The organism is Deinococcus cellulosilyticus NBRC 106333 = KACC 11606, from assembly GCF_007990775.1.
Lineage (GTDB): Bacteria > Deinococcota > Deinococci > Deinococcales > Deinococcaceae > Deinococcus_C > Deinococcus_C cellulosilyticus.
Window position 1 is genome coordinate 89373 of sequence record NZ_BJXB01000001.1, and the last position, 18460, is coordinate 107832.

At 56.6% G+C, this 18460-nt stretch carries 18 protein-coding genes; 14 read left to right on the top strand and 4 right to left on the bottom strand.

The window, feature by feature from the left end; genetic code table 11:
• Positions 1-144: 144 nt before the first annotated feature.
• From DC3_RS00345 to DC3_RS28855, 10 genes are all read left to right on the top strand, one after another.
• Positions 145-1425: an ABC transporter substrate-binding protein gene (locus DC3_RS00345; protein WP_146881596.1), complete on the top strand. Its 1281-nt coding sequence runs from the start codon at positions 145-147 to the stop codon at positions 1423-1425.
• A gap of 2 nt (positions 1426-1427) precedes the next feature.
• Entirely contained in the window at positions 1428-2741 is a 1314-nt protein-coding gene (locus DC3_RS00350; protein WP_146881597.1) for a cellulase family glycosylhydrolase, read from the top strand.
• On the top strand, positions 2722-3654 hold the full coding sequence (locus DC3_RS00355; RefSeq protein ID WP_146881598.1) for a carbohydrate ABC transporter permease: 933 nt from the start codon (positions 2722-2724) through the stop codon (positions 3652-3654). The genes DC3_RS00350 and DC3_RS00355 overlap by 20 nt, the downstream gene beginning before the upstream one ends.
• Positions 3641-4513 carry a carbohydrate ABC transporter permease gene (locus DC3_RS00360; RefSeq protein WP_146881599.1) on the top strand — a complete coding sequence of 291 codons (873 nt, stop codon included), beginning with the start codon at positions 3641-3643 and terminating at the stop codon, positions 4511-4513. The genes DC3_RS00355 and DC3_RS00360 overlap by 14 nt, the downstream gene beginning before the upstream one ends.
• Before the next feature lie 306 nt (positions 4514-4819).
• The gene (locus DC3_RS00365; RefSeq protein WP_146881600.1) at positions 4820-5503 is read left to right on the top strand and encodes a hypothetical protein; all 684 of its coding nucleotides are present in this window, start codon (positions 4820-4822) and stop codon (positions 5501-5503) included.
• Between the two features lie 229 nt (positions 5504-5732).
• Positions 5733-6371 carry a hypothetical protein gene (locus tag DC3_RS00370; protein WP_146881601.1) on the top strand — a complete coding sequence of 213 codons (639 nt, stop codon included), beginning with the start codon at positions 5733-5735 and terminating at the stop codon, positions 6369-6371.
• A 1-nt stretch (position 6372) separates the two neighbouring features.
• Complete coding sequence (locus DC3_RS00375) at positions 6373-7620, top strand: cellulase family glycosylhydrolase (RefSeq protein WP_146881602.1); 1248 nt, start codon at positions 6373-6375, stop codon at positions 7618-7620.
• Between the two features lie 70 nt (positions 7621-7690).
• Positions 7691-10186 carry a beta-mannosidase gene (locus tag DC3_RS00380; protein WP_146881603.1) on the top strand — a complete coding sequence of 832 codons (2496 nt, stop codon included), beginning with the start codon at positions 7691-7693 and terminating at the stop codon, positions 10184-10186.
• A gap of 26 nt (positions 10187-10212) precedes the next feature.
• Entirely contained in the window at positions 10213-10314 is a 102-nt protein-coding gene (locus DC3_RS30110; protein ID WP_371863428.1) for a YqaE/Pmp3 family membrane protein, read from the top strand.
• A gap of 281 nt (positions 10315-10595) precedes the next feature.
• A complete protein-coding gene (locus DC3_RS28855; RefSeq protein ID WP_186815736.1) occupies positions 10596-11966 on the top strand; it encodes a glycosyl hydrolase in 1371 nt (456 codons plus the stop codon).
• A 102-nt stretch (positions 11967-12068) separates the two neighbouring features.
• Here the strand turns inward: DC3_RS28855 and DC3_RS00390 are convergent, their stop codons facing one another.
• Positions 12069-13067 carry a LacI family DNA-binding transcriptional regulator gene (locus DC3_RS00390; RefSeq protein WP_146881604.1) on the bottom strand — a complete coding sequence of 333 codons (999 nt, stop codon included), beginning with the start codon at positions 13065-13067 and terminating at the stop codon, positions 12069-12071.
• A gap of 256 nt (positions 13068-13323) precedes the next feature.
• Between DC3_RS00390 and fabF the strand changes: the two genes are divergently transcribed.
• From fabF to DC3_RS00405, 3 genes are read left to right on the top strand one after another with little or no spacing between them, the layout of a single operon-like run.
• A complete protein-coding gene (gene fabF, locus DC3_RS00395) occupies positions 13324-14562 on the top strand; it encodes a beta-ketoacyl-ACP synthase II (RefSeq protein WP_146881605.1) in 1239 nt (412 codons plus the stop codon).
• Positions 14563-14564: 2 nt separating this feature from the next.
• Positions 14565-15065, top strand: coding sequence for a PaaI family thioesterase (locus tag DC3_RS00400; RefSeq protein ID WP_146881606.1), 501 nt, complete (start codon positions 14565-14567; stop codon positions 15063-15065).
• Positions 15066-15076: 11 nt separating this feature from the next.
• Positions 15077-15658, top strand: a complete 582-nt coding sequence (locus DC3_RS00405) for a TetR/AcrR family transcriptional regulator (protein WP_146881607.1) — start codon at positions 15077-15079, stop codon at positions 15656-15658.
• On the opposite strand, the gene DC3_RS00410 is transcribed toward DC3_RS00405, so the two are convergent.
• The 3 genes from DC3_RS00410 to DC3_RS00420 all read right to left on the bottom strand — a co-directional run bounded on the left by DC3_RS00410 (position 15633) and on the right by DC3_RS00420 (position 17607).
• A complete protein-coding gene (locus DC3_RS00410; RefSeq protein ID WP_146881608.1) occupies positions 15633-16337 on the bottom strand; it encodes an SDR family oxidoreductase in 705 nt (234 codons plus the stop codon). The genes DC3_RS00405 and DC3_RS00410 overlap by 26 nt on opposite strands.
• Positions 16334-17068: an MBL fold metallo-hydrolase gene (locus tag DC3_RS00415; RefSeq protein WP_146881609.1), complete on the bottom strand. Its 735-nt coding sequence runs from the start codon at positions 17066-17068 to the stop codon at positions 16334-16336. The genes DC3_RS00410 and DC3_RS00415 overlap by 4 nt, the downstream gene beginning before the upstream one ends.
• Positions 17069-17331: 263 nt before the next feature.
• Positions 17332-17607 (bottom strand): hypothetical protein, encoded by a 276-nt coding sequence (locus DC3_RS00420; protein WP_146881610.1) that lies wholly within the window; start codon positions 17605-17607, stop codon positions 17332-17334.
• 379 nt (positions 17608-17986) lie between these two features.
• Between DC3_RS00420 and DC3_RS00425 the strand changes: the two genes are divergently transcribed.
• The gene (locus tag DC3_RS00425) at positions 17987-18430 is read left to right on the top strand and encodes a hypothetical protein (RefSeq protein WP_146881611.1); all 444 of its coding nucleotides are present in this window, start codon (positions 17987-17989) and stop codon (positions 18428-18430) included.
• Positions 18431-18460: the final 30 nt, after the last annotated feature.

Below are 18460 nucleotides of genomic sequence, written 5' to 3' on the forward strand. Positions count from 1 at the left end.
TTCCACACTCCAGAACTCCTCACCACAGTCGGTCCGCGGCTCCACTTCGGACGGCCTGCATCTGCTCTTCTGGCCCCCTTTCCAGAGCTCCCCGGTGGTGAACAGCCGTGAACAAACCGTGAACACGTTCAATCGGAGGAATTTATGAAGCGTCAAACCCTGATCACCCTTGCCCTGGCCACCCTCGCAAGCCCCGCACTGGCCAAAGACACCGTCACCATCTGGTATCCCTGGGGAGATGCCGATGGACAGACCATCCTGGACGCCGCCGCCGAATACAACAAGGCCCAGGACAACGTGACCATCAAAGCCGTGCTGGTCAGTGGAGCAGGCATTCAGGGCACCTCACAGGGCAAATTCCTGACCGCCGTGGCTTCTGGGCAGGCCCCCGACGCCGTGCTGTACTGGGGTCAGGACGTGCTGCCCGGTCTGGCCAGCATCGGCGCACTGATGCCCCTGAACGACATCCTCAGCAAAGCCGGCATCAAAGGCAGCAACTTCAACAGCACCGCCTGGAAAGCCATGCAATTTGGCGGCAAGACCTACGGCGTTCCCGAGATGTCCAACGTGATGATGCTGTATTACAACAAGGACCTCTTCAAAGCTGCGGGCCTCGACCCCAACAAGCCCCCCAAAACCATTGAAGAACTCGATGCCTACGCCGACAAACTGACCGTCAAGAAAGGCAAGGACATCGACGTGATGGGCTTCATTCCATGGATCGCCCAGGGCAACGCCGCCCTGTGGACCGGAGCTTTTGGCGGCAGCTTCCTGAACAGCAAAACCAAAAAGTCTGACCTGACCAACGCAGGCACCCTCAAAGCCCTGCAATGGCAGGCCACCTACATCAAGAAGTACGGTGCAGACGAACTCAACCGCTTCCAGGGCAGCCTCGGAAATTTAGCCGCTTCCAGTGGAAGTGATCCTTTCATCGCAGGGAAGATCGCCATGGAAGTCAACGGTCAGTGGCACGCTGGATTCATCAAGCGCTACGGAGCCAAACTGAACTACGGTGTGGCCCCCGTGCCGATGCCCAAAGGTGCCCGTTACCCCAACTCCTTCACCGTCGGAAACACCTGGATGATTCCCAAGGGCAGCAAAAACGCCCTGGAAGCCCTCAAATTCATCGCATGGTTCAGCGATGCCAGACGAAGTGCAGCCGTCGCAGACAAGGTGTTCAACATCTCCCCGGTCAAGGGCGCACCTGAGCTGCAGAAAGTGGCAGACGAGCCCGTGATGAAACTCGCCACCGAACTGCTCTCCAAGGGCCGCACCTACACCCTGCCCCCCCTGGTGGACCTGCTGGCCGTGAACAACGAACTGACCAGTGCCTTCCAGGCCGTGCAACTCGGCAAGACCGATCCCAGAACCGCCCTGGAAACCGCCCAGAAGAACGTCGAGAAAGCCGCCGCACAGGGACGCTGACCATGAAACTGCCTCAGCTGATCTCCTTTGCCCTTCTTGCCAGCAGCTGGGGTCATGCCGCCACGTATCCCGTCACCTTCCCCCACAGTCCAGCAAAAGGCTGGACTGTGGACTGGGTGAGCACGGACACCGGTGAAGTGATCCACTCCCAGCCGTGGCCCGAACAGGGTGGGGTGCTCACCTCACCAGAAGTCAAACGTGACGTTTTCGCCCGTGCCCGTGCCCCCCAGGTGGACAGAGAAGCCCTCCCAACCGTGGAAAACTGCGCAGGAGTGCAACTCAGGAACCAGGGCTGGTGCAAAGACGGACTGGCCTTCTTGCCCATCGGCATGAACCGAAGGCAGCTGTACTACCCCTTCACCAACCGCAACCAGTGGACCGCCGAGACCTACATGAAAGAACTCCAGAAACGGGGCGGCAACACCTTCCGGGTCTTCAGCATGCCCGAGTTTGAGAGTCCTGCAGGCACTTACGATGACTTCGCCCTCTCCGCCTACGACCAGATGCTCACGGTTGCAGATGGGCTCGGCATCAACATCATCTTCAGCCTGATCGACCTGGCCGCCATGTATTCCGATTTTTCTGGAGATCCCTACAGCGTGTTCAACGGAGGTCCTTTTGAAAAACACCAGGACATTTATGGGAGCGAAAAAGGCCTGGAACTGCTGAAAAACCGCATTCAATTTTTGGTGGAAAAACTCCACCACCACAAGAGCATCATTGCCTGGGAGATCGGCAACGAGGCCGACATCATCTCCGAAAAAAGTGAAAATGGAAAAAAACAGACCGAACGGGTGATGCTCCAGCTTGCCCGTCATATCAAAGAGATCGACCCCTCGAAAAAGCCCGTGACCGCATCCCTGCTCGCAGAGGTGGTCTGGCCCGAGGTGTTTGCCAGCAAGGACATCGACTTCATCCAGTACCACAGTTACGCCACCAGCAACAGCGAAGTGCTGCCCGGCGTCCTGAGAAACGATGCAGAACAGAGCCAGAAGTTTGGCAAGCACGTTTTGATCGGTGAATACGGTGCTTACCGTGCAGACCCGGAGCGCAACACCTTCCTGAAAACCGGCCTGTGGGCCGCGATGAGCCAGGGCATGAGCATCTTCCCCTGGGTTTCCGGATCAGACGCCTTCGGGGAACTGTTCGACGAGGACCTCGACCTGTATGCTCCCCTCTCAAAAGTGGCCTCGAAGGTCAACTGGACTCGCCCTTTAAAGCTGCGCAATTTTGATTTCAGCGCTCCTGGAGCGACTGTGCTTGCCTCTCAACTCGGCAATGAGGAGGTGCTGATTTATGTCCACCCACAACGCTAGAAGCCCTTACACCCACGACAGGAGAAGCCGCAAGAAAATGTGGAACAACCTGTTTCTGGGGCTGGCCTTCATCTCCCCCTGGATCATCGGCTTTCTGTCCCTGGTGCTCTACCCCTTCGCCTCCTCCCTGTACTTCTCGTTCACCAGTTACAACATCCTGAACGAGCCCCAGTGGGTCGGGATGCAGAACTACCAGAACCTGATCGGTGACGCCAGGTGGGTCACCTCGGTCAAGAACACCATGTATTACGTGCTGGTCTGTGTCCCCATCGGGGTGGTGCTCGCCATTGCCTTATCGGTCCTTTACCACCAGAAAATGCCCGGACGCACCCTCATGCGAACCCTGATGTACGTGCCCCTGATCGTGCCTCCTGTCGCCACCGGGATTCTGTGGCTCTGGATGTTCAAACCCATCGGGGGACTGTTCAACACCGTGCTGGCGTGGTTTGGCATTCAGGGTCCCACCTGGCTTGGAGACACCGACTGGGCCAAGATCTCCCTGATCATCATCGCCCAGTGGGGGGTGGGCGGAAACGTGCTCCTGCTGCTCGCAGCACTGGCAGACGTTCCCAGACAGCTGTATGAAGCCGCAGAAATCGATGGGGCCTCCATCTGGCACCGCTTCTGGCACATCACCCTCCCGATGATCAGTCCAGTCGTCCTGTTCATCACCATCACGGGTCTGATCAGTGCGTTCCAGGCGTTCACCGAGGCGTTCATTGTCAGTGGCGGTCAGGGCGGACCTGCAGACTCCACCCTCTTCTACTCCCTGTACATCTACCAGAAAGCCTTCCGCGACTTCGACATGGGATACGCCTCCGCCCTGTCCTGGGTGCTGTTCCTGGGGATTCTGGTCTTCACCGGACTGATTTTCCGCCTCAGCAAGAAATGGGTGGTTTATGACCGAGCTTAAAGACACCTCCAGCCGCAGTTTTGTCTCTGTGAACCAGAGCCGCCTCACCGGAACCGTGATTGCGTTCATCGTGGCCAGCCTGATCACCCTGAGTTTCGCTGTGCCCCTGTACTGGATGATCGTGACCTCCCTCAAAGGAGATGCAGAGGTGTTCCTCAACCCACCCACCGCCTATCCCCACACTGTGGTCTGGGAGAACTACACCAAAGCCCTCAACAACATCCCGTTTTTTGATTACCTGAGAAACACCCTGTACTACGCCGTGTTCTCCAGCATCGGAAGCTGCCTGTCCAGCGCCCTCGTCGCATACGGTTTCTCTAAAATTCGCTGGGTGGGTCGGGAATGGGTCTTCAACATCGTGCTCGCCACCATGCTCTTGCCCGGAGCCGTGACCATGATCCCCACCTACCTGATCTTCCGGGACCTGGGCTGGACCGGAACGCTCCTCCCCCTGATCGTACCCTCCTTCTTTGGCAGTGCATACTACATCTTCCTGATGCGGCAATTCATCCAGACCATGCCCGATGAACTCGCAGAAGCCGCCCGCATCGATGGTTGCTCAGAATTCGGGATCTTTTCCCGGATCATCTTCCCCCTGATCAAACCTGCCCTCGCCGTGGTCTTCCTGCAACAGTTCCTGCTGGCCTTCAAGGACTTCATGGGACCCCTGATCTACCTGAACGACCCCTCGCAGTACACCCTGTCGCTGGGCCTGCAGCAATTCCAGGGGGCCAACGGCCAGGAATGGGGACCATTGATGGCCTGCGCCACCATCTTCACCCTGCCTCTCTTTGTTCTGTTCTTCTTCACCCAGCGCTACTTCGTGGAAGGCGTGACGTTTACGGGGATCAAAGGGTGAGGGGCCAAGAGCCGAGGGCCGAGGGCAAAAAACAGAAGGCAGAAGGCATTTGTGATCGACGATGTAGGGGCGAGGCGTGCCTCACCCAGAGGCAAAAAAGTCCTCTGTTGTGAACTGTCCGCTGTGAACTGTCAACCTCTTGAATGAGGCAACCATCCACACAAACCCAGATGCACCCTTTCTCCAGCAGTCCTCTTCAGCACATCCCACTCCTTTTTCACAGGCTGATGCTGGCTACTGGGTTTTGATGGCCCGAAAACTTCCCGTCCATATCATCGTCCTCTCGCTTCTTCAAAGGAGTCCGTCATGAACAGACTGCACCTCATCACCACCGTTTCTCTTCTTCTCACCGTCTCCTGTGCTCCCACCGTCAGCCAGGCCCCTGCAACAGCACCCATCACCAAAGAAAGTGCTGCTCCGGTGAACACCTTGCAGGCCGCCAGTCCTGCCAACTGGAAACCTGGATTGACCGGATTTGGTTACAACAGCACCAGTGGGGTCAGTGCGGTGGCCGCAAGTGCCCCTGAAGCTGCTGCGGCACTCAGCAATTATCCAGGAGCAACAAAACCCTCAAGCCTGATCCGCATTGATTTTGACAACACCAAATCCGACCCCGATCAGGACCTCAAGAAAGCCTATGCTCTGCTGGATTTCAGCAAACCCCTGAACTTTTCAGGTGTGAAAACCGTCACCTTCGAGGTGTTCAACCCCACGTCCATCACCCTGGACGCTGCCCTGACGGTGAGCACCACGGCTGGCAAAGAGTGGCAGGAATCCAAACTCATCAGTTTCCAGCCTGGCTGGTCCCGCATCAACTTCAACCTCACCGAGCAGACCTTCAAGGCCGAGCGCTCTGGATGGGCCAACACCGTGGCCGTGCAGAACCTGAATGATGTGCGGGGCCTCGCCCTGATGATTTACCCCCACCAGGGCATCAAGAATTACGTGCTGGTCTCTGCCCCCTCCACCGACACTGCGGTTGCAGAGTGAGGCGTTGAACAGAGGGCTGAACAGGCATCTGGCACCTCAGAAAGTGAACAGTGGACAGTTCACAGCGAGATTTGACCCTTCAGCCGTTCCACACATCCCTTGCCAGGAAACGCAAGACCTTCTTCAAAGTCCTGTCTGGTTCGCTGTGAACTGTCCACTGTGAACTGTAAACCCCTTCAACAGGACTTTCCCTCCCACCCCTCAGGTGTGCACCACAAAGGAACCTGCCATGAAAAACCGCATCCTGCTCTCTGCCTTTGGTCTCCTCGTCCTCGCCAGCTGCTCTCAGGGGCCTTCTGTGCCTTTCAATCCTCTGGGTGTGACCCAGTGGAGGGCTGGAGAACCCGAGTGGTTTGGACAGAATGTCACCGTCAAGGTTGCCCCCCTCTTCCTCTCGGACAGTCTGGCCGACAAGGCCCTGAAAGCTTACACGGGCAGCAACAAACCCACCTCCCTCCTGAAAGTTGATTACGACAACACCAAAACCCCGGATGGTGAATATCACAAAGCCTACGCCATGAACGATTTCAAGGCAGCGAAGGATTACAGCAAGGCTGAAACCCTCACCTTCCAGCTGTACAACGACACCACCGACACCGTGAAAGCAGCCCTGGCCCTGATGACCGGAGAACCCAAGGAGTGGCAGGAATCCACCGCTTTTGAGGTGAAACCCGGCTGGAACACCATCATTTTTGACCTGAAAGCCAGCACCTTCAAGGCCGAGCGCTCTGGGTGGGCCAGCAACCTGACCCTGCGCAACATGAACCAGCTGCGTGAGGTGGGCCTCCTGATCTACCCCAACCAGAAGATCACCGGAACCATTCTGTCAGATGCTCCGGTTCTGAAAAACGCCGGAGAAGAAAAATAAAGTGAAACATTTTTCTCGCATGATCCTCTGCACCCTCCTGATGGGGGGTGCAGCCCTGGCGGAAGGTTTCGTGACACGCTCACAGACCCAGCCCTGGATGCTGGAACTGGATGGCAAACCTTTCATTCCTTACGGCCTGAACCGTTTTGCAGTGATGAAACCCGGCAACAACCGGGACGACTGGTCCCTGGAGCAGTACATCCGGCACGCCGCCAACCGGGGGGTGAACACCCTGCGCATCTTCGTTCCAGAGCCAGAATTTGAATCCCCCCTCGGGCAATATGACAGTGAACAGGTGAGGCGTCTGGACCAGACCGTGCAGCTTGCTGAGAAGTACAACGTGAAGCTGATCGTGTGCCTGTTTGACCACTGGGTGTTCCGCAACGTGCTGGACACCAGCATGTATGGATCGCCCAACGGCGGACCTTTGAAAACGGGCAAGGAGTTTTACACCAGCGAGGCGGCCCGTGCCCACCAGGCAAAGCGCATTCAGTTCATTGTGTCCCGCTACAAGGACAGCCCGGCCATCCTGGCCTGGGAACCCATGAATGAACTGAACGGGGTCTCTGCAGATTATCCGGGCCAGCATGAAGAGGCCATGGACTGGCTGCATTTTGCCGTTGCAGAAATCAAAAAAATCGACCCGAAACACCTGATCACCGAGAGCCTGACCGGAGATGTGCGCTGGGAGGAATTGTGGAGTGATCCGGTGATTGATCTGGTTCAGATCCACACCTACCGGGATGTGCGCAATCCGGACCGCGCGGCCACGGTGGCCCGCAATTACATCCGGTGGGCACAGGAAACCTTCCAGAAGCCCAGCATGGTCGGAGAGTACGCCCCTCTGAAAGCTGTGGACGGGCAGACCCGTGCTGATTTCATCACTGCCGCGATGCTGGCCTCTTATGCCAGTGGGGGCAGCAGCCTCCTGTGGACCCACAAGAACGACGAGTTCGGAGATGTCACCGATGAGGAGTGGGCGGCCTACCAGCGGCTGGGTTTCCTGCCAGACCTCTTTGCCCAGGCTGGACCCCAGGGGGATGTGCCCACCGAAGGGGGTTACGCTTTCCGCTATGGTCCCACCGTGGCAGCTTATGCTGCAGGAGGCCACCTGAAAGTCACTGTGCCATTCCAGAAATTCTCTGTGCGTTTTTACGACCCTGAGGGCCGCAAGTGGGTCAAATCTGCCATGCAGAACACCTTCACGGTTTCCGAAGGCACCTTTGTGCTGTTTGAAGAGCAGCCCTGAGCTCTCCTGACTTTCCCTCCCCTGCAGGAAACCTCCTGTCAGGGGCACCCTCATCCTGATGGAGGAACACATGACCACCCTGACCTTACACACCCGCTGGGAATTCAAACAGCGCGATCCAGCAAGCGATCTGCAGCAGGATTTTGGCCGTTCTGAAGGCTGGCAGTCTGCCACTGTGCCTGGAACCGTGCAACAGGACCTGCTGCACCACGGACAGATTGAAGACCCCTATTACGGCCTGAATGAACGGGACGTGCAGTGGATTGGCGAAAAAGACTGGCTGTACCGCAGCACCTTTGACATAAATCAGAGCACCTTGCAGGCAAAACACCTGCATCTGACTTTTGAGGGCCTGGACACCATCAGCACGGTGTTCCTCAATGGGCAGCAGGTTTTGCAGTCGGACAACATGTTCACGGAACACACCCTTGATATCAGAGACCTGCTTCAGGAAGGAGAGAACACCCTGTGGGTGCTCTTTGAAAGCCCTCTGAAAGTGGGGCATGCCAGAGAGGCAGCAGGGGGGGTGCGTGCCGCCTGGAACGGGGACACCAGCCGCGTTTACCTCAGAAAAGCCCAGTACCATTACGGCTGGGACTGGGGTCCGGTGATCCTGACTGCGGGCATCTGGAAGGACGTCAAACTGCAGGCTTTTGAGGTCGTGCTCAAAGACGTTTACGTGCCTGCAGAAGTCACACCGGATTTGCTGCAGGCTTTCATTCCTGTGCATGTGACCCTGGGTGGAGATGTGCAGGACGTGCAGGTGCAGGTCAGGCTGAAAGATCCTGAAGGCAGAGAAATCCAGCAGGTCACCCTGGAAGGTGCCCCTGTGGCCTCCGCACTTTTTGAAGTGGCGACCCCGGAACTCTGGTATCCCAGTGGGCGTGGTGCCCAACCCCTGTACACCGTGCAAGTTGAACTGCATCAGGCAGGAACGCTGCTGGAGCAGAAATCTGTTCGCATTGGTCTCAGAAGAATTCGGGTGGTGCAGGAACGGGTCAGAGGCGAACAAGGCAGCAGTTTCACCTTCGAGGTCAACAATGAGCCCTTCTTTGTCGGTGGGGCCAACTGGATTCCCGAGCACCTCCTCTTAAACACCGTGACCGAACAGCAATACCGGGAGCGCCTGACCCAGGCGAGGGATGCCAATATGACCATGGTCCGGGTCTGGGGCGGCGGAATTTACGAGGCCGATGTGTTCTATGACCTCTGCGATGAACTCGGATTGCTGGTCTGGCAGGACTTCATGTTTGCCTGCGGAATGTACCCCGGAGACGAAGCCTTCAGGAACAGTGTGCGTCTGGAAGCCGAGCAGCAGGTCACACGCCTGAGGAATCACGCCTGCCTTGCCCTGTGGTGCGGCAACAACGAGGATTACCAGATTGCACAGGCTGTGGGGGCATACGGCCCTGGTGGGGACGAGAGCAAGTTCCATGCCCAGCACATCTATGAAGTGCTGCTGCGGGAAGTGTGCGAAAGGCTGGACCCCAACACCCTCTACTGGCCTGGCAGCCCTTATGGCGGCGCAGATGTCTTTGACAAGACCATTGGAGACCGTCACACCTGGGAAATCTGGCACGGTCCGATGGCCCCCTATCAGGAGTACAAAAATTACGAGGGCCGTTTTGTCAGCGAGTTTGGCCTGATGTCGGCCCCCTCCCTGCAGGTCATTCAGCAGGCCATGCCTGAGCATGAACAGTTTCCGGAAAGTGAGACTTTCGTGCACCACACCCGTGCGCTGGGTCCGAACTTCAAACCGGACGGGGCCAGAAGGCTGGCAGTGTATCAGGCGGAGAATCTGCGCGGACACAAAAATCTGGAGGAGTACATTTACAACACCCAGCTGGTGCAGGCCGAAGCCATGCGCTACGCTTACCGGGATTTCAGAAAACGCTTTGATGGCCCAGGGAAGTACGCGGTGTCTGGAGCCCTGGTGTGGCAGCTCAATGACTGCTGGCCCGTGTCAAGCTGGGCCATCATCGATTCTGCAGGCATCCCCAAACCTGCCTATTACACCATCAAGCGGGAACTCGCACCCATCACAGTGGGCATCCATCTGGAGGCAGGCAAACTGGAAACCTGGGTGTGCAGCAGCGGAAGAGAAAGCCGCACTTTGCAGCTGAAACGTTACGCCTACACCCTGCAAGGTGAAAAGGTCGCAGAGGACACCTGCACCGTCACTGTCCTTCCTGCCCGCCGAACCGATGTTCCTTCGTGGCAGGTGGACCGTCAGCCTCTGGTGTACTTCGCAGAACTGCAAGATGGCACCGAGGTGGTGGCCCGTGCCAGCCATTTCCCTGAACCGTTCAAGTCTTTTGATTTCAGCCAGGTGAAATTGAACATTGAAGTTCAGGAGGATGGAAAAATCCATGTCTCTGCAGACCGTCCTGCCAAGGGGGTCTGGCTGAGCGCAGGTCCTGGTGTTTGCTGGTCAGACAATTTCCTGGATGTGCACCCAGGTGAGGTGCGGGTGGTGCAGGCTTCTGGACTGAGGGACACTGTGATTCAGGTTTCTGCGCTTGGATTGCCAGAAGCTCTGGAGTGCAGGGCACTGGTGGTGGGCTGACAGGACCCTCCTGAGGCTCGACAACACTGCTCCACAGCAGTGAAAACTGCACCACAGAATTTCTGTTTTTGATCAGGCTCACTTGCCTGGGGTTCTTCCCCGGTCTGTTTCATCAAATTCCATGCTAACTGGAGGATTTCGGTCCTCCAGTTCATTTTGTTCATGGAACAATATATTAATATTCTTGAAAACAAATCTTGACAATTTCTGGAACAGGGCACTATACTGTTTTTGTTCTCAAAACTCAGTCAATGCCAGACACATCTTTCACAGGATGTCAGCCAGATCTGTTCATTTCAGGCTGAACATTTACGGGTATCCCAATTCCAGACTTAGATCATTCGGCAAACAGTTCGTGAACAGGAAGATCTGTTCATCAAGCCTCTTTCTCTGCCTTTCAAGGAGCCCCATGAAACACCCCTGGATTGCCCTGCTCGTTCCCCTCTGCCTGGCTGCTTGCAGCACCACCACTTCCCCTGAGGCCACCATGCCCCAGGCCCTTGTCCCGGGTCAGTCCAGCGTGCTGGACTACATCAAGAGCATTTCGGGCAAATACACCATCTCCGGGCAACACAACCGGGAACCCAACAGTGACCCCACCAGATGGACCCGCTACATTCAGAGCACCACCGGGAAAACGCCGGGGCTGTGGGGTGGGGACTTCCTGTTCATGCAATCAGACATCAATTACCGCCAGACCATGATCAATGAAGCCAAAAACCAGTACCGAAATGGAGCGGTGGTGGCCCTGACCTGGCACATGTGCCCTCCTACCGTGGCAGAACCCTGCAACTGGGATTCGAATGGTGTGCTGGCGAAACTTTCGGACACCCAGTGGAACCAGCTGATCACCAACGGAACCGCCCTCAATAACGCCTGGAAAGCCCGTCTGGACAAGATTGTGCCTTTCTTGCAGGACCTCAAGAACAACAACGTGCAGGCCCTGTTCCGTCCCATCCACGAAATGAACGATGCATGGTCCTGGTGGGGAGGCCGTCCTGGCGTGAACGGCAGCCGCAAACTCTACCAGATCACCTACGATTATCTGGTCAAGACCAAAGGGTTCAACAACCTGATCTGGGTCTGGAACGTCAAGGATGTGGGCATGGACCGCCTTGCAGACTACTGGCCCGGAGCCGACTACGTGGATGTGGCCTCCGTGGACATGTGGTACAAGGATTTCCCCACCTCCACCGAATACAACCAGATGCTCGCCATTGCCGGAAGCAAACCCATCGCCCTGGCCGAAGTTGGCAAGGTGCCCACCTCTGCACAACTGGCCTCCCAGCCCCGCTGGGCGTGGTTCATGACCTGGGCCGAGTACGCCCAGACCGTCAACACCCCCGCCAGCCTCACGGCAGTCCATCAGGCCGCCAATGTCCTCACCCGAGACGAGATGAACATTGCCTACGGACGTCCTGCAACAGCCTCATCGGTGCAAAGCGGCTACCCTGCCAGCAACGTCACCGACGGGAACCTCTCCACCCGCTGGAGCAGTGCAGCCAGCAACAACCAGTCTCTGACCATCGACCTGGGCAGCGCCAGAACCTTCAACAACGTGCAACTGGCCTGGGAAGCGGCTTACGGCAGGGCCTACCAGATTCAGGTGTCCAACGATGGGGTCAGCTGGTGGACCGTTTACAACACCACCACCGGAGACGGCGGAACCGACAGTGTCAGCTTCACAGCCACCACCGGACGGTACATCAAACTGCAACTGGTCACCAGGGGCACCAGCTACGGTTTCTCCCTGTGGGACGTGTCGGTTTTCAACAAGTGAAGATCAGAAACCAGCCAGACCTGCACATGTGCAGGTCTGGTTTTCTTTTGAAAACAAAACCAGGCCTGTCAGTTGAGAAGCAGTTTGAGCCACTTGATCCTGTCAGAGGGTGCTGCCCCGGATCACCAGCTGGGTGGGCACAATCACCTGGGTGGGTTCTGCTGGACGCTGCAGCAGCAATTCCACCCCACGCCTTCCCAGGGCCTCTTTGTTGATCTTGACAGTGGTGAGGGGCGGAAAGGATGTTCTGGCCGTCGGAAGGTCATCGAAGCCCACAATGGCGATGTCTTCGGGCACATTCAGACCCGCTTCAACACAGCTCTGAATGGCCTGAATGGCCGTGGCATCGTTCCAGCAGAAAATCGCATCTGGACGTTTTTTCAGCTTGAGAAGCCTTTTGACGGCGTTGTCGGTGCCTTCCACTTCCTGCATGATGGGTTCACGGAAGACCTCCAAATCCGGGTCCTGTTCGATGTGGTGGGTGAGCAGGGCATAACGGTACCCCTGGCGACGCTGGGTGATCGAGTAATGCGATTCTGGCCCACAAATGAAGGCAATCCGTTTGTAACCCCGTTCAATCAGGAACCCGGTCAGCAGGTATGCCCCACCAAAATTGTCACTGTTGACATTGTTCATTTCAGGGTGCCACAGGTCAATGAGGGCCACTGGAATCCCGAGTTCACGGATTTCCTGCAGTTGTTCAGGCTCAAAGGCCCCCACGCAGAGCAGGGCGTCGCTGTCATCCCGCTTGAGGCGTTCGGTGATGCTTTCTTCCGGATTGGTGGAAGCGAAGGTCAGGGAAATTTTTTCGGCATTGCAGGCATCTTCCACCCCGTGCAGAACAGTGGAATAGAAGGGGTTGTTGGACAGGGTGTTGTGCTGGCGGTCATAAATGAAAGTGATTCTTTTGATGGTTTTGCTTTGCCGCAAATTGCTGAAGTCATACCCGAGTTCTTCAGCGGCTTTCAACACCCGCGCTTTGAGTTCGTCATTGATGCCCAGTTGGTTGTTGAGCGCCCGTGAGGTGGTGCCCAGAGACACCCCGGCATGGCGGGCGATGTCCCGGATGGTCGGGCTGCTGGTCCTGGATTTACCGGTCATGTTCCAAGCATAGTTGCGTATTGTTCAAAAAACAATCGGGTTTCCCTGATCTGGAATGAAAAATTCAATCTGCTGGTGGGCCTCTGTCTTTGAAAACGGTGGCCAGCAGGAAGCTCTGCTGAATTGCACAGGCAGGAAAACGGCAGTTCAGCTGAACCGGGTTCAGGGTGAGCTGTGGGTGATCACCATTGGCAATTCACATCTTTGACGTATATGATGACCATCATATTCAGCTGCCCTGCAGCAAGGAGACTTCATGCAACACCAGAAAACCCGCGTGGTCATCACCGGAATGGGCACCATCAGCCCTCTTGGAAATTCAGCCCAGGCTTTTCACGAGGCGCAGCTTCAGGGGAAGTCCGGCGTGCGCAGAATTCAGCGCTTTGATCCCAGCGATCTGCCCGTGCAGATTGCTGGCGAAGTGGACCTCAACCCGCAGGATCACATGGATGCACGCGATGTCAAACGCACGGACCGCTTTGTGCATATGGGCGTTGCAGCGGCAGAACTTGCCCTGCAGGATGCAAAACTGAATCCAGAGGACACCGACCGCACCCGCTTTGGCTCCCTGATCGGATCTGCCATCGGGGGCATGGACACCTGGGAAAGCCAGTCCAGAAACGCATGGGAACGTGGGGTGAGCAGGGTCAGTCCGTTCTTCATTCCCATGTTGATGGCCAATGCTGCCTCTTCACATGTGGCCATCCGTTACGGCCTGCAAGGGGTCGCCTCCAGTGTCTCCACAGCTTGCACCACTGGTGCAGATGCCCTGGGCAGTGCTTACCGGGCCATCGGTTTTGGCGAGGCAGACGTGATGCTTGCCGGGGGCACCGAGGCCATCATCACCCCCCTGGTGATCAGTGGGTTCTCCAACATGAAGGCCCTGAGCCGCAGGAACAACGAACCCGAAAAGGCCAGCCGTCCTTTCTCTGCTCAGCGAGACGGCTTTGTGCTTGGTGAGGGTGCTGCCGTGCTGGTGCTGGAATCCCTGGAACATGCCCAGGCCCGTGGGGCCACCATCCTGGCCGAGATCGTGGGCTTTGGTCGCAGTGCAGATGCCCACCACATCACCGAACCCCACCCTGAAGGCTCTGGGGCCCTGCTTGCCATCCGCGCAGCCCTCAAAGAATCAGGACTGAAACCCGAGGACATCCAGTACATCAATGCCCACGCCACCAGCACGCCCGTTGGGGACAAAGCAGAAGCCATGGCCCTGCGTTCCGCTTTCGGTGAGGCGATTGAGAACATCTGGGTCTCCAGCACCAAGAGCATGACCGGTCACCTGCTGGGGGCCGCAGGGTCCATTGAGGCCATCGCCTGTGTGCAGGCCATCCAGTCAGGCATTGTTCCCCCCAGCATCAATGCTGAGGATGCAGACATCCACCTCAAAATTGCCCGTGAACCCATCAAGACTGAAGTGCATACTGCCCTGAGCAATTCCTTCGCTTTTGGTGGCCTGAACGCCTCTCTGATCTTCAAACGCTTTGAGGCCTGACCATGAGAGAACGAACTTTCAACTGGGATGACCCTCAGGCCCTTGCCAGTGCGGTCAGGCAGGTGAGTGGTCTGGATTTTCTGCGCGGGATCAGTGAGGGGAAATTTCCTGCCCCTCCCGTCATGCAGATGCTGGGTGCAGACCGTCCAGACGTGAATGACATTCAGGAAGGTCAGGTGATCTTCCCGTTCAGACCGCAGGAATTTCACTTCAATCCCATCGGCTCGGTGCATGGTGGGGTGTATGCCACCATGCTGGACACCGTGATGGCCTGTGCAGTGCACACCCTGCTTCCTGCAGGAACGGGCTACACCACCCTGGACATCAACATCAAGTACCTCAGGCCCCTCAGCTTGAACGGTGAGGGGGTAAAAGCCATCGGGAAAGTCATCTCGATCAACAAGAGCACCGCCCTGGCAGAAGGTCAGATTGTGGATGCCGAAGGCCAGATCTATGCCCACGGCACCAGCACTTGCATGATCTTCCGTCCGAAAGGTGGATGAGCAGGTCGCTCATGCGCTATCACGCAGGTCACAGCGAAAGCACCCGGAAACGCATTGTGCAGCATGCGGCCAGACGTTTCCGGGCTTCTGGCCTCACCCCTGGCATTGGAAAACTGATGCAGGAGGTGGGCCTGACCCACGGCGGTTTTTATGCCCACTTCTCCAGCAAGAACCACCTGATCAGGGCTGCCCTGGTGCAGGCGGTCGAGGAGATGATGGAACGCCTGTTCCGTGCAGCCCTGCGGAGTCCAGACCGGGCCTTTGAAAGACTGGTCCTGGCTTACCTGCACCAGAGCCATTGTGAGGAACCTGAAAAGGGTTGCACCCTCCCCTCCCTGGCTGCAGAGATCAGCAGACAGGATGAGGAGGTCAGAGATGAATTCACTGTCCTGCTGAAGCGCATGATTGAGGCCATTGAGGGCATCAGCCTGCATGTTCCTGAAAAAGAGCGCCGGGAGCACACCCTGATGGTGCTCTCAACGCTCTCAGGAAGTGTGATGCTGGCCCGTGCCGTCAGTGATCCTGCCCTGCAACAGGCGTTTCTGGACAGTGCAAGAAATGTGCTGCTCAGGCCCTTCCGTAGACCGGAATGAGCGCGCCGTGCACAGCCCTCGCTGCATCTGATGCCAGAAAGACAATCACACTTGCAAGGTCTTCTGGCGTGACCCATTTGCTGTGATCGGCATGGGGCATGCCTTCCCGGTTGGCCGGGGTGTCGATGGTGCTCGGGATGACCGCATTCACATTGATGCCCCGATCTTTGAGTTCCAGAGACAGGGACTCGGTGAGCCTGAGCACCGCAGCCTTGGAAGCAGAATAGGCTGCGGCTCCTTTTCCTGCAGACAGACCCGCTTTTGCCCCCACTGTGATGATCTTGCCTGCTCCTGCTTCCAGCATGTGGGGGACCACTGCACGGGCCGCCAGAAACACCGAACGGGCATTGAGGTTCATCATCTGGTCCCAGTCTTTTTCTTCAAGTTCGTGTAGTGGAGTGCCTGCTTTGAAGCCCCCCACCAGGGTGATCAGGACCTGAGGTTGCCCCCACTTCTCCCGGACGGCCTGCACCCAGCTGGTCAGGCTCTGGGCCTGGGTGACATCTGCTCCAAAAGGGAAAACCTGTTCTTCGGTATACCCTTCTTCAGACATGAATTTCTGGGCTTTTTCCAGACTTCGGTCGGTGAGGGCCACCCGGTCTCCCAGGTTTACAAACGCCCGCACCACACTCGGGCCAAGCCCTCCGGTGGCTCCAGTGATCAGCACCACCCGACTCATGCCAGTGCCCCTGCTGCTGACTGTTCTTTCTGGATGTCTGCCTTCAGGGCCTGCAGTTCTTCATGGGCTTTCTGCAGAATCGGTTTGCCATGCCCGACAACCAGACGCTCGACCTCCAGATCCACAATGCGCTGTGCAGATTGCGCTGCACTGGGCATGTCTAAAGTGAGGGCGCGGATGGGCAGTCTGGCGCGGCCAGATCCCCGCATCAGGGCGTCTCCGGCCATCAGGGTGCGGGAAGAAGGGACCCAGAATCCAACCTGACCTGGAGCATGTCCTGGGAGCTCAATCACGGTCAGACCTGGGAGAATGTCCTGCAGCAGGTCCCCCTCTTTGATGGGTTGCACTTCGGTGATGGTGGGAGGAAGCGGCAGACTGGTGAGGGCCACCTGCACCAGTTGCTGTGAAAAAGGAAGGCTTGCTCTGGGGGGCAACTGTGGGCGCTCTTTTCCGGTCAGCACTGGAATTTCAAGGGCATGGGCATAAACCGGAACAGGTTTTTTCTGAATCAGGTCTGCCAGAGACCCATAATGGTCTGGATGTGCATGGGTGATGAGGATGCCCTGCAAATTGTCCAGTGAGAAGCCCCCCCTTCCCAGAGCTTTTTCAATGCTTTTGAGTCCACCCGGGAGACCAGCATCAACCAGGGTGAATCCTGCCTGTTCGCCCAGCACCGTGACATTCACATAGCCCAGCGTGATCACAAAAACCCGTTCAGCCACTTTTTGCATGCACCACCTCTTGGTTCATTGAGCAGGAGAGCAGGAAACAGCAATGGAAACTGGGTTACAAAGCGCAGTTCTGGAGCTGCAACCTGATGACAACCTGAAGGGTTTTATGCTGTAAGCATGCCCATTCTCGATCTGCTTTTCACGTTCATGGTTTTTGTGGGTTGTTTTTTGCTCGTCCTGCCTCTTCCAGCAGAAAAACGCCACAGGAAGTCTATGACGAGGGCGTTGCAACAGAAAACCGGTATGATCCAGCATGCAAGCAGTCATCTGGTTTCTGTGTCTTCACTGGAAGCCTGACCAGACAGGTTCTGTTTTTCTGCCAGCTTATAAGCACAGGCCAGGGCATCGGTTTGATGTGGGAATGCATCCACCAGCACCTTCTCTCCAGAGTGACCAATGCCATACACACACCACTCGTCTTCTTCGTACACCACCTGGACATCCGTGAATCCAGTGCGTGGCACTTTGAACCGCCAGAGGGTTCCCACCAGCAAGAGCACGCCCATAAAAAACAAAAAGGCTATCAACTCGGGAGTCATGAGGTTTCCTTTGAGTGGGTGTGGTGCAGCATACCCGAGAATACTGTTCTTATCCTACTGCTTTTCATGTGCTTTTCGCATGTGGACATGAAAACTCCAGGGTTTTCCTGAACACAAGAAGCAAAGTCCCTGTACCCTTCCATCCGGAAAAACCTGTTTGTAGAATCCCCTTGGGCTTCCTGACTTGTCTGTTCATGAGCGTGATGTCATGTTTGCAGAGCACCTGCAGCCCTTTCTTTCTTCATCAGAAATTCAGGATCAATGGTCATCTCATAAAATCATATGGTTTTTTGTCTTCCAGAAACAAATTTTAGATCTTCATGCAATTCACCTTTCACTAACCTGAAGCCATGCTGAATAAATTATACTGGGACAAAGCATGAAAAGCTCTCCCCTGTCCCCCCTGTCCAGCCCTTTCCAGAATGACCCTGAGTACCCGCTGTACCTGTATGGCTCTGCACTGGTTCACAGTGCCCGTGTTCCCGCCCTGCTGTTGTGGATGGGCCTGAATCTGGTGGTTCTGGTTCGCAACTTTGGGGGGGCGGCACTTGCAGACACGCTGGTGTACCTGAAGGTCTTCTGCATGCTGATGCTTCTGGCCTGCGCCGTCATGATCGCTGTTGGGGTCAGGTTGCCCACCCTGCGCACCCAGACCGATGGATACATGAAATCCGACATGCTGTACACCCAGCAGAAGAATGTGTCGATGCAGGACTTCAGCCGCAGCCATCTGGCACAACTGCTCGGCAAGGTCGGCACCTTCACCTGCCTGCACCTGCTGGTCATTCAACTCTGCGCCGCCTACCAGAAATATCTGGGTTGATCCATCTTCTGAGAAATCCCTGCCTGACCC

Coding starts and splice junctions, on each gene's coding strand:
- DC3_RS00405 (WP_146881607.1), top strand. CDS start 15,077: ATGCGCTATCACGCAGGTCACAGCGAAAGCACCCGGAAACGCATTGTG.
- DC3_RS00425 (WP_146881611.1), top strand. CDS start 17,987: ATGAAAAGCTCTCCCCTGTCCCCCCTGTCCAGCCCTTTCCAGAATGAC.
- DC3_RS00415 (WP_146881609.1), bottom strand. CDS start 17,068: ATGCAAAAAGTGGCTGAACGGGTTTTTGTGATCACGCTGGGCTATGTG.
- DC3_RS28855 (WP_186815736.1), top strand. CDS start 10,596: ATGAAACACCCCTGGATTGCCCTGCTCGTTCCCCTCTGCCTGGCTGCT.
- DC3_RS00380 (WP_146881603.1), top strand. CDS start 7,691: ATGACCACCCTGACCTTACACACCCGCTGGGAATTCAAACAGCGCGAT.
- DC3_RS00355 (WP_146881598.1), top strand. CDS start 2,722: ATGTCCACCCACAACGCTAGAAGCCCTTACACCCACGACAGGAGAAGC.
- fabF (WP_146881605.1), top strand. CDS start 13,324: ATGCAACACCAGAAAACCCGCGTGGTCATCACCGGAATGGGCACCATC.
- DC3_RS00360 (WP_146881599.1), top strand. CDS start 3,641: ATGACCGAGCTTAAAGACACCTCCAGCCGCAGTTTTGTCTCTGTGAAC.
- DC3_RS00420 (WP_146881610.1), bottom strand. CDS start 17,607: ATGACTCCCGAGTTGATAGCCTTTTTGTTTTTTATGGGCGTGCTCTTG.
- DC3_RS00350 (WP_146881597.1), top strand. CDS start 1,428: ATGAAACTGCCTCAGCTGATCTCCTTTGCCCTTCTTGCCAGCAGCTGG.
- DC3_RS00410 (WP_146881608.1), bottom strand. CDS start 16,337: ATGAGTCGGGTGGTGCTGATCACTGGAGCCACCGGAGGGCTTGGCCCG.
- DC3_RS00370 (WP_146881601.1), top strand. CDS start 5,733: ATGAAAAACCGCATCCTGCTCTCTGCCTTTGGTCTCCTCGTCCTCGCC.
- DC3_RS00390 (WP_146881604.1), bottom strand. CDS start 13,067: ATGACCGGTAAATCCAGGACCAGCAGCCCGACCATCCGGGACATCGCC.
- DC3_RS00345 (WP_146881596.1), top strand. CDS start 145: ATGAAGCGTCAAACCCTGATCACCCTTGCCCTGGCCACCCTCGCAAGC.
- DC3_RS00400 (WP_146881606.1), top strand. CDS start 14,565: ATGAGAGAACGAACTTTCAACTGGGATGACCCTCAGGCCCTTGCCAGT.
- DC3_RS00365 (WP_146881600.1), top strand. CDS start 4,820: ATGAACAGACTGCACCTCATCACCACCGTTTCTCTTCTTCTCACCGTC.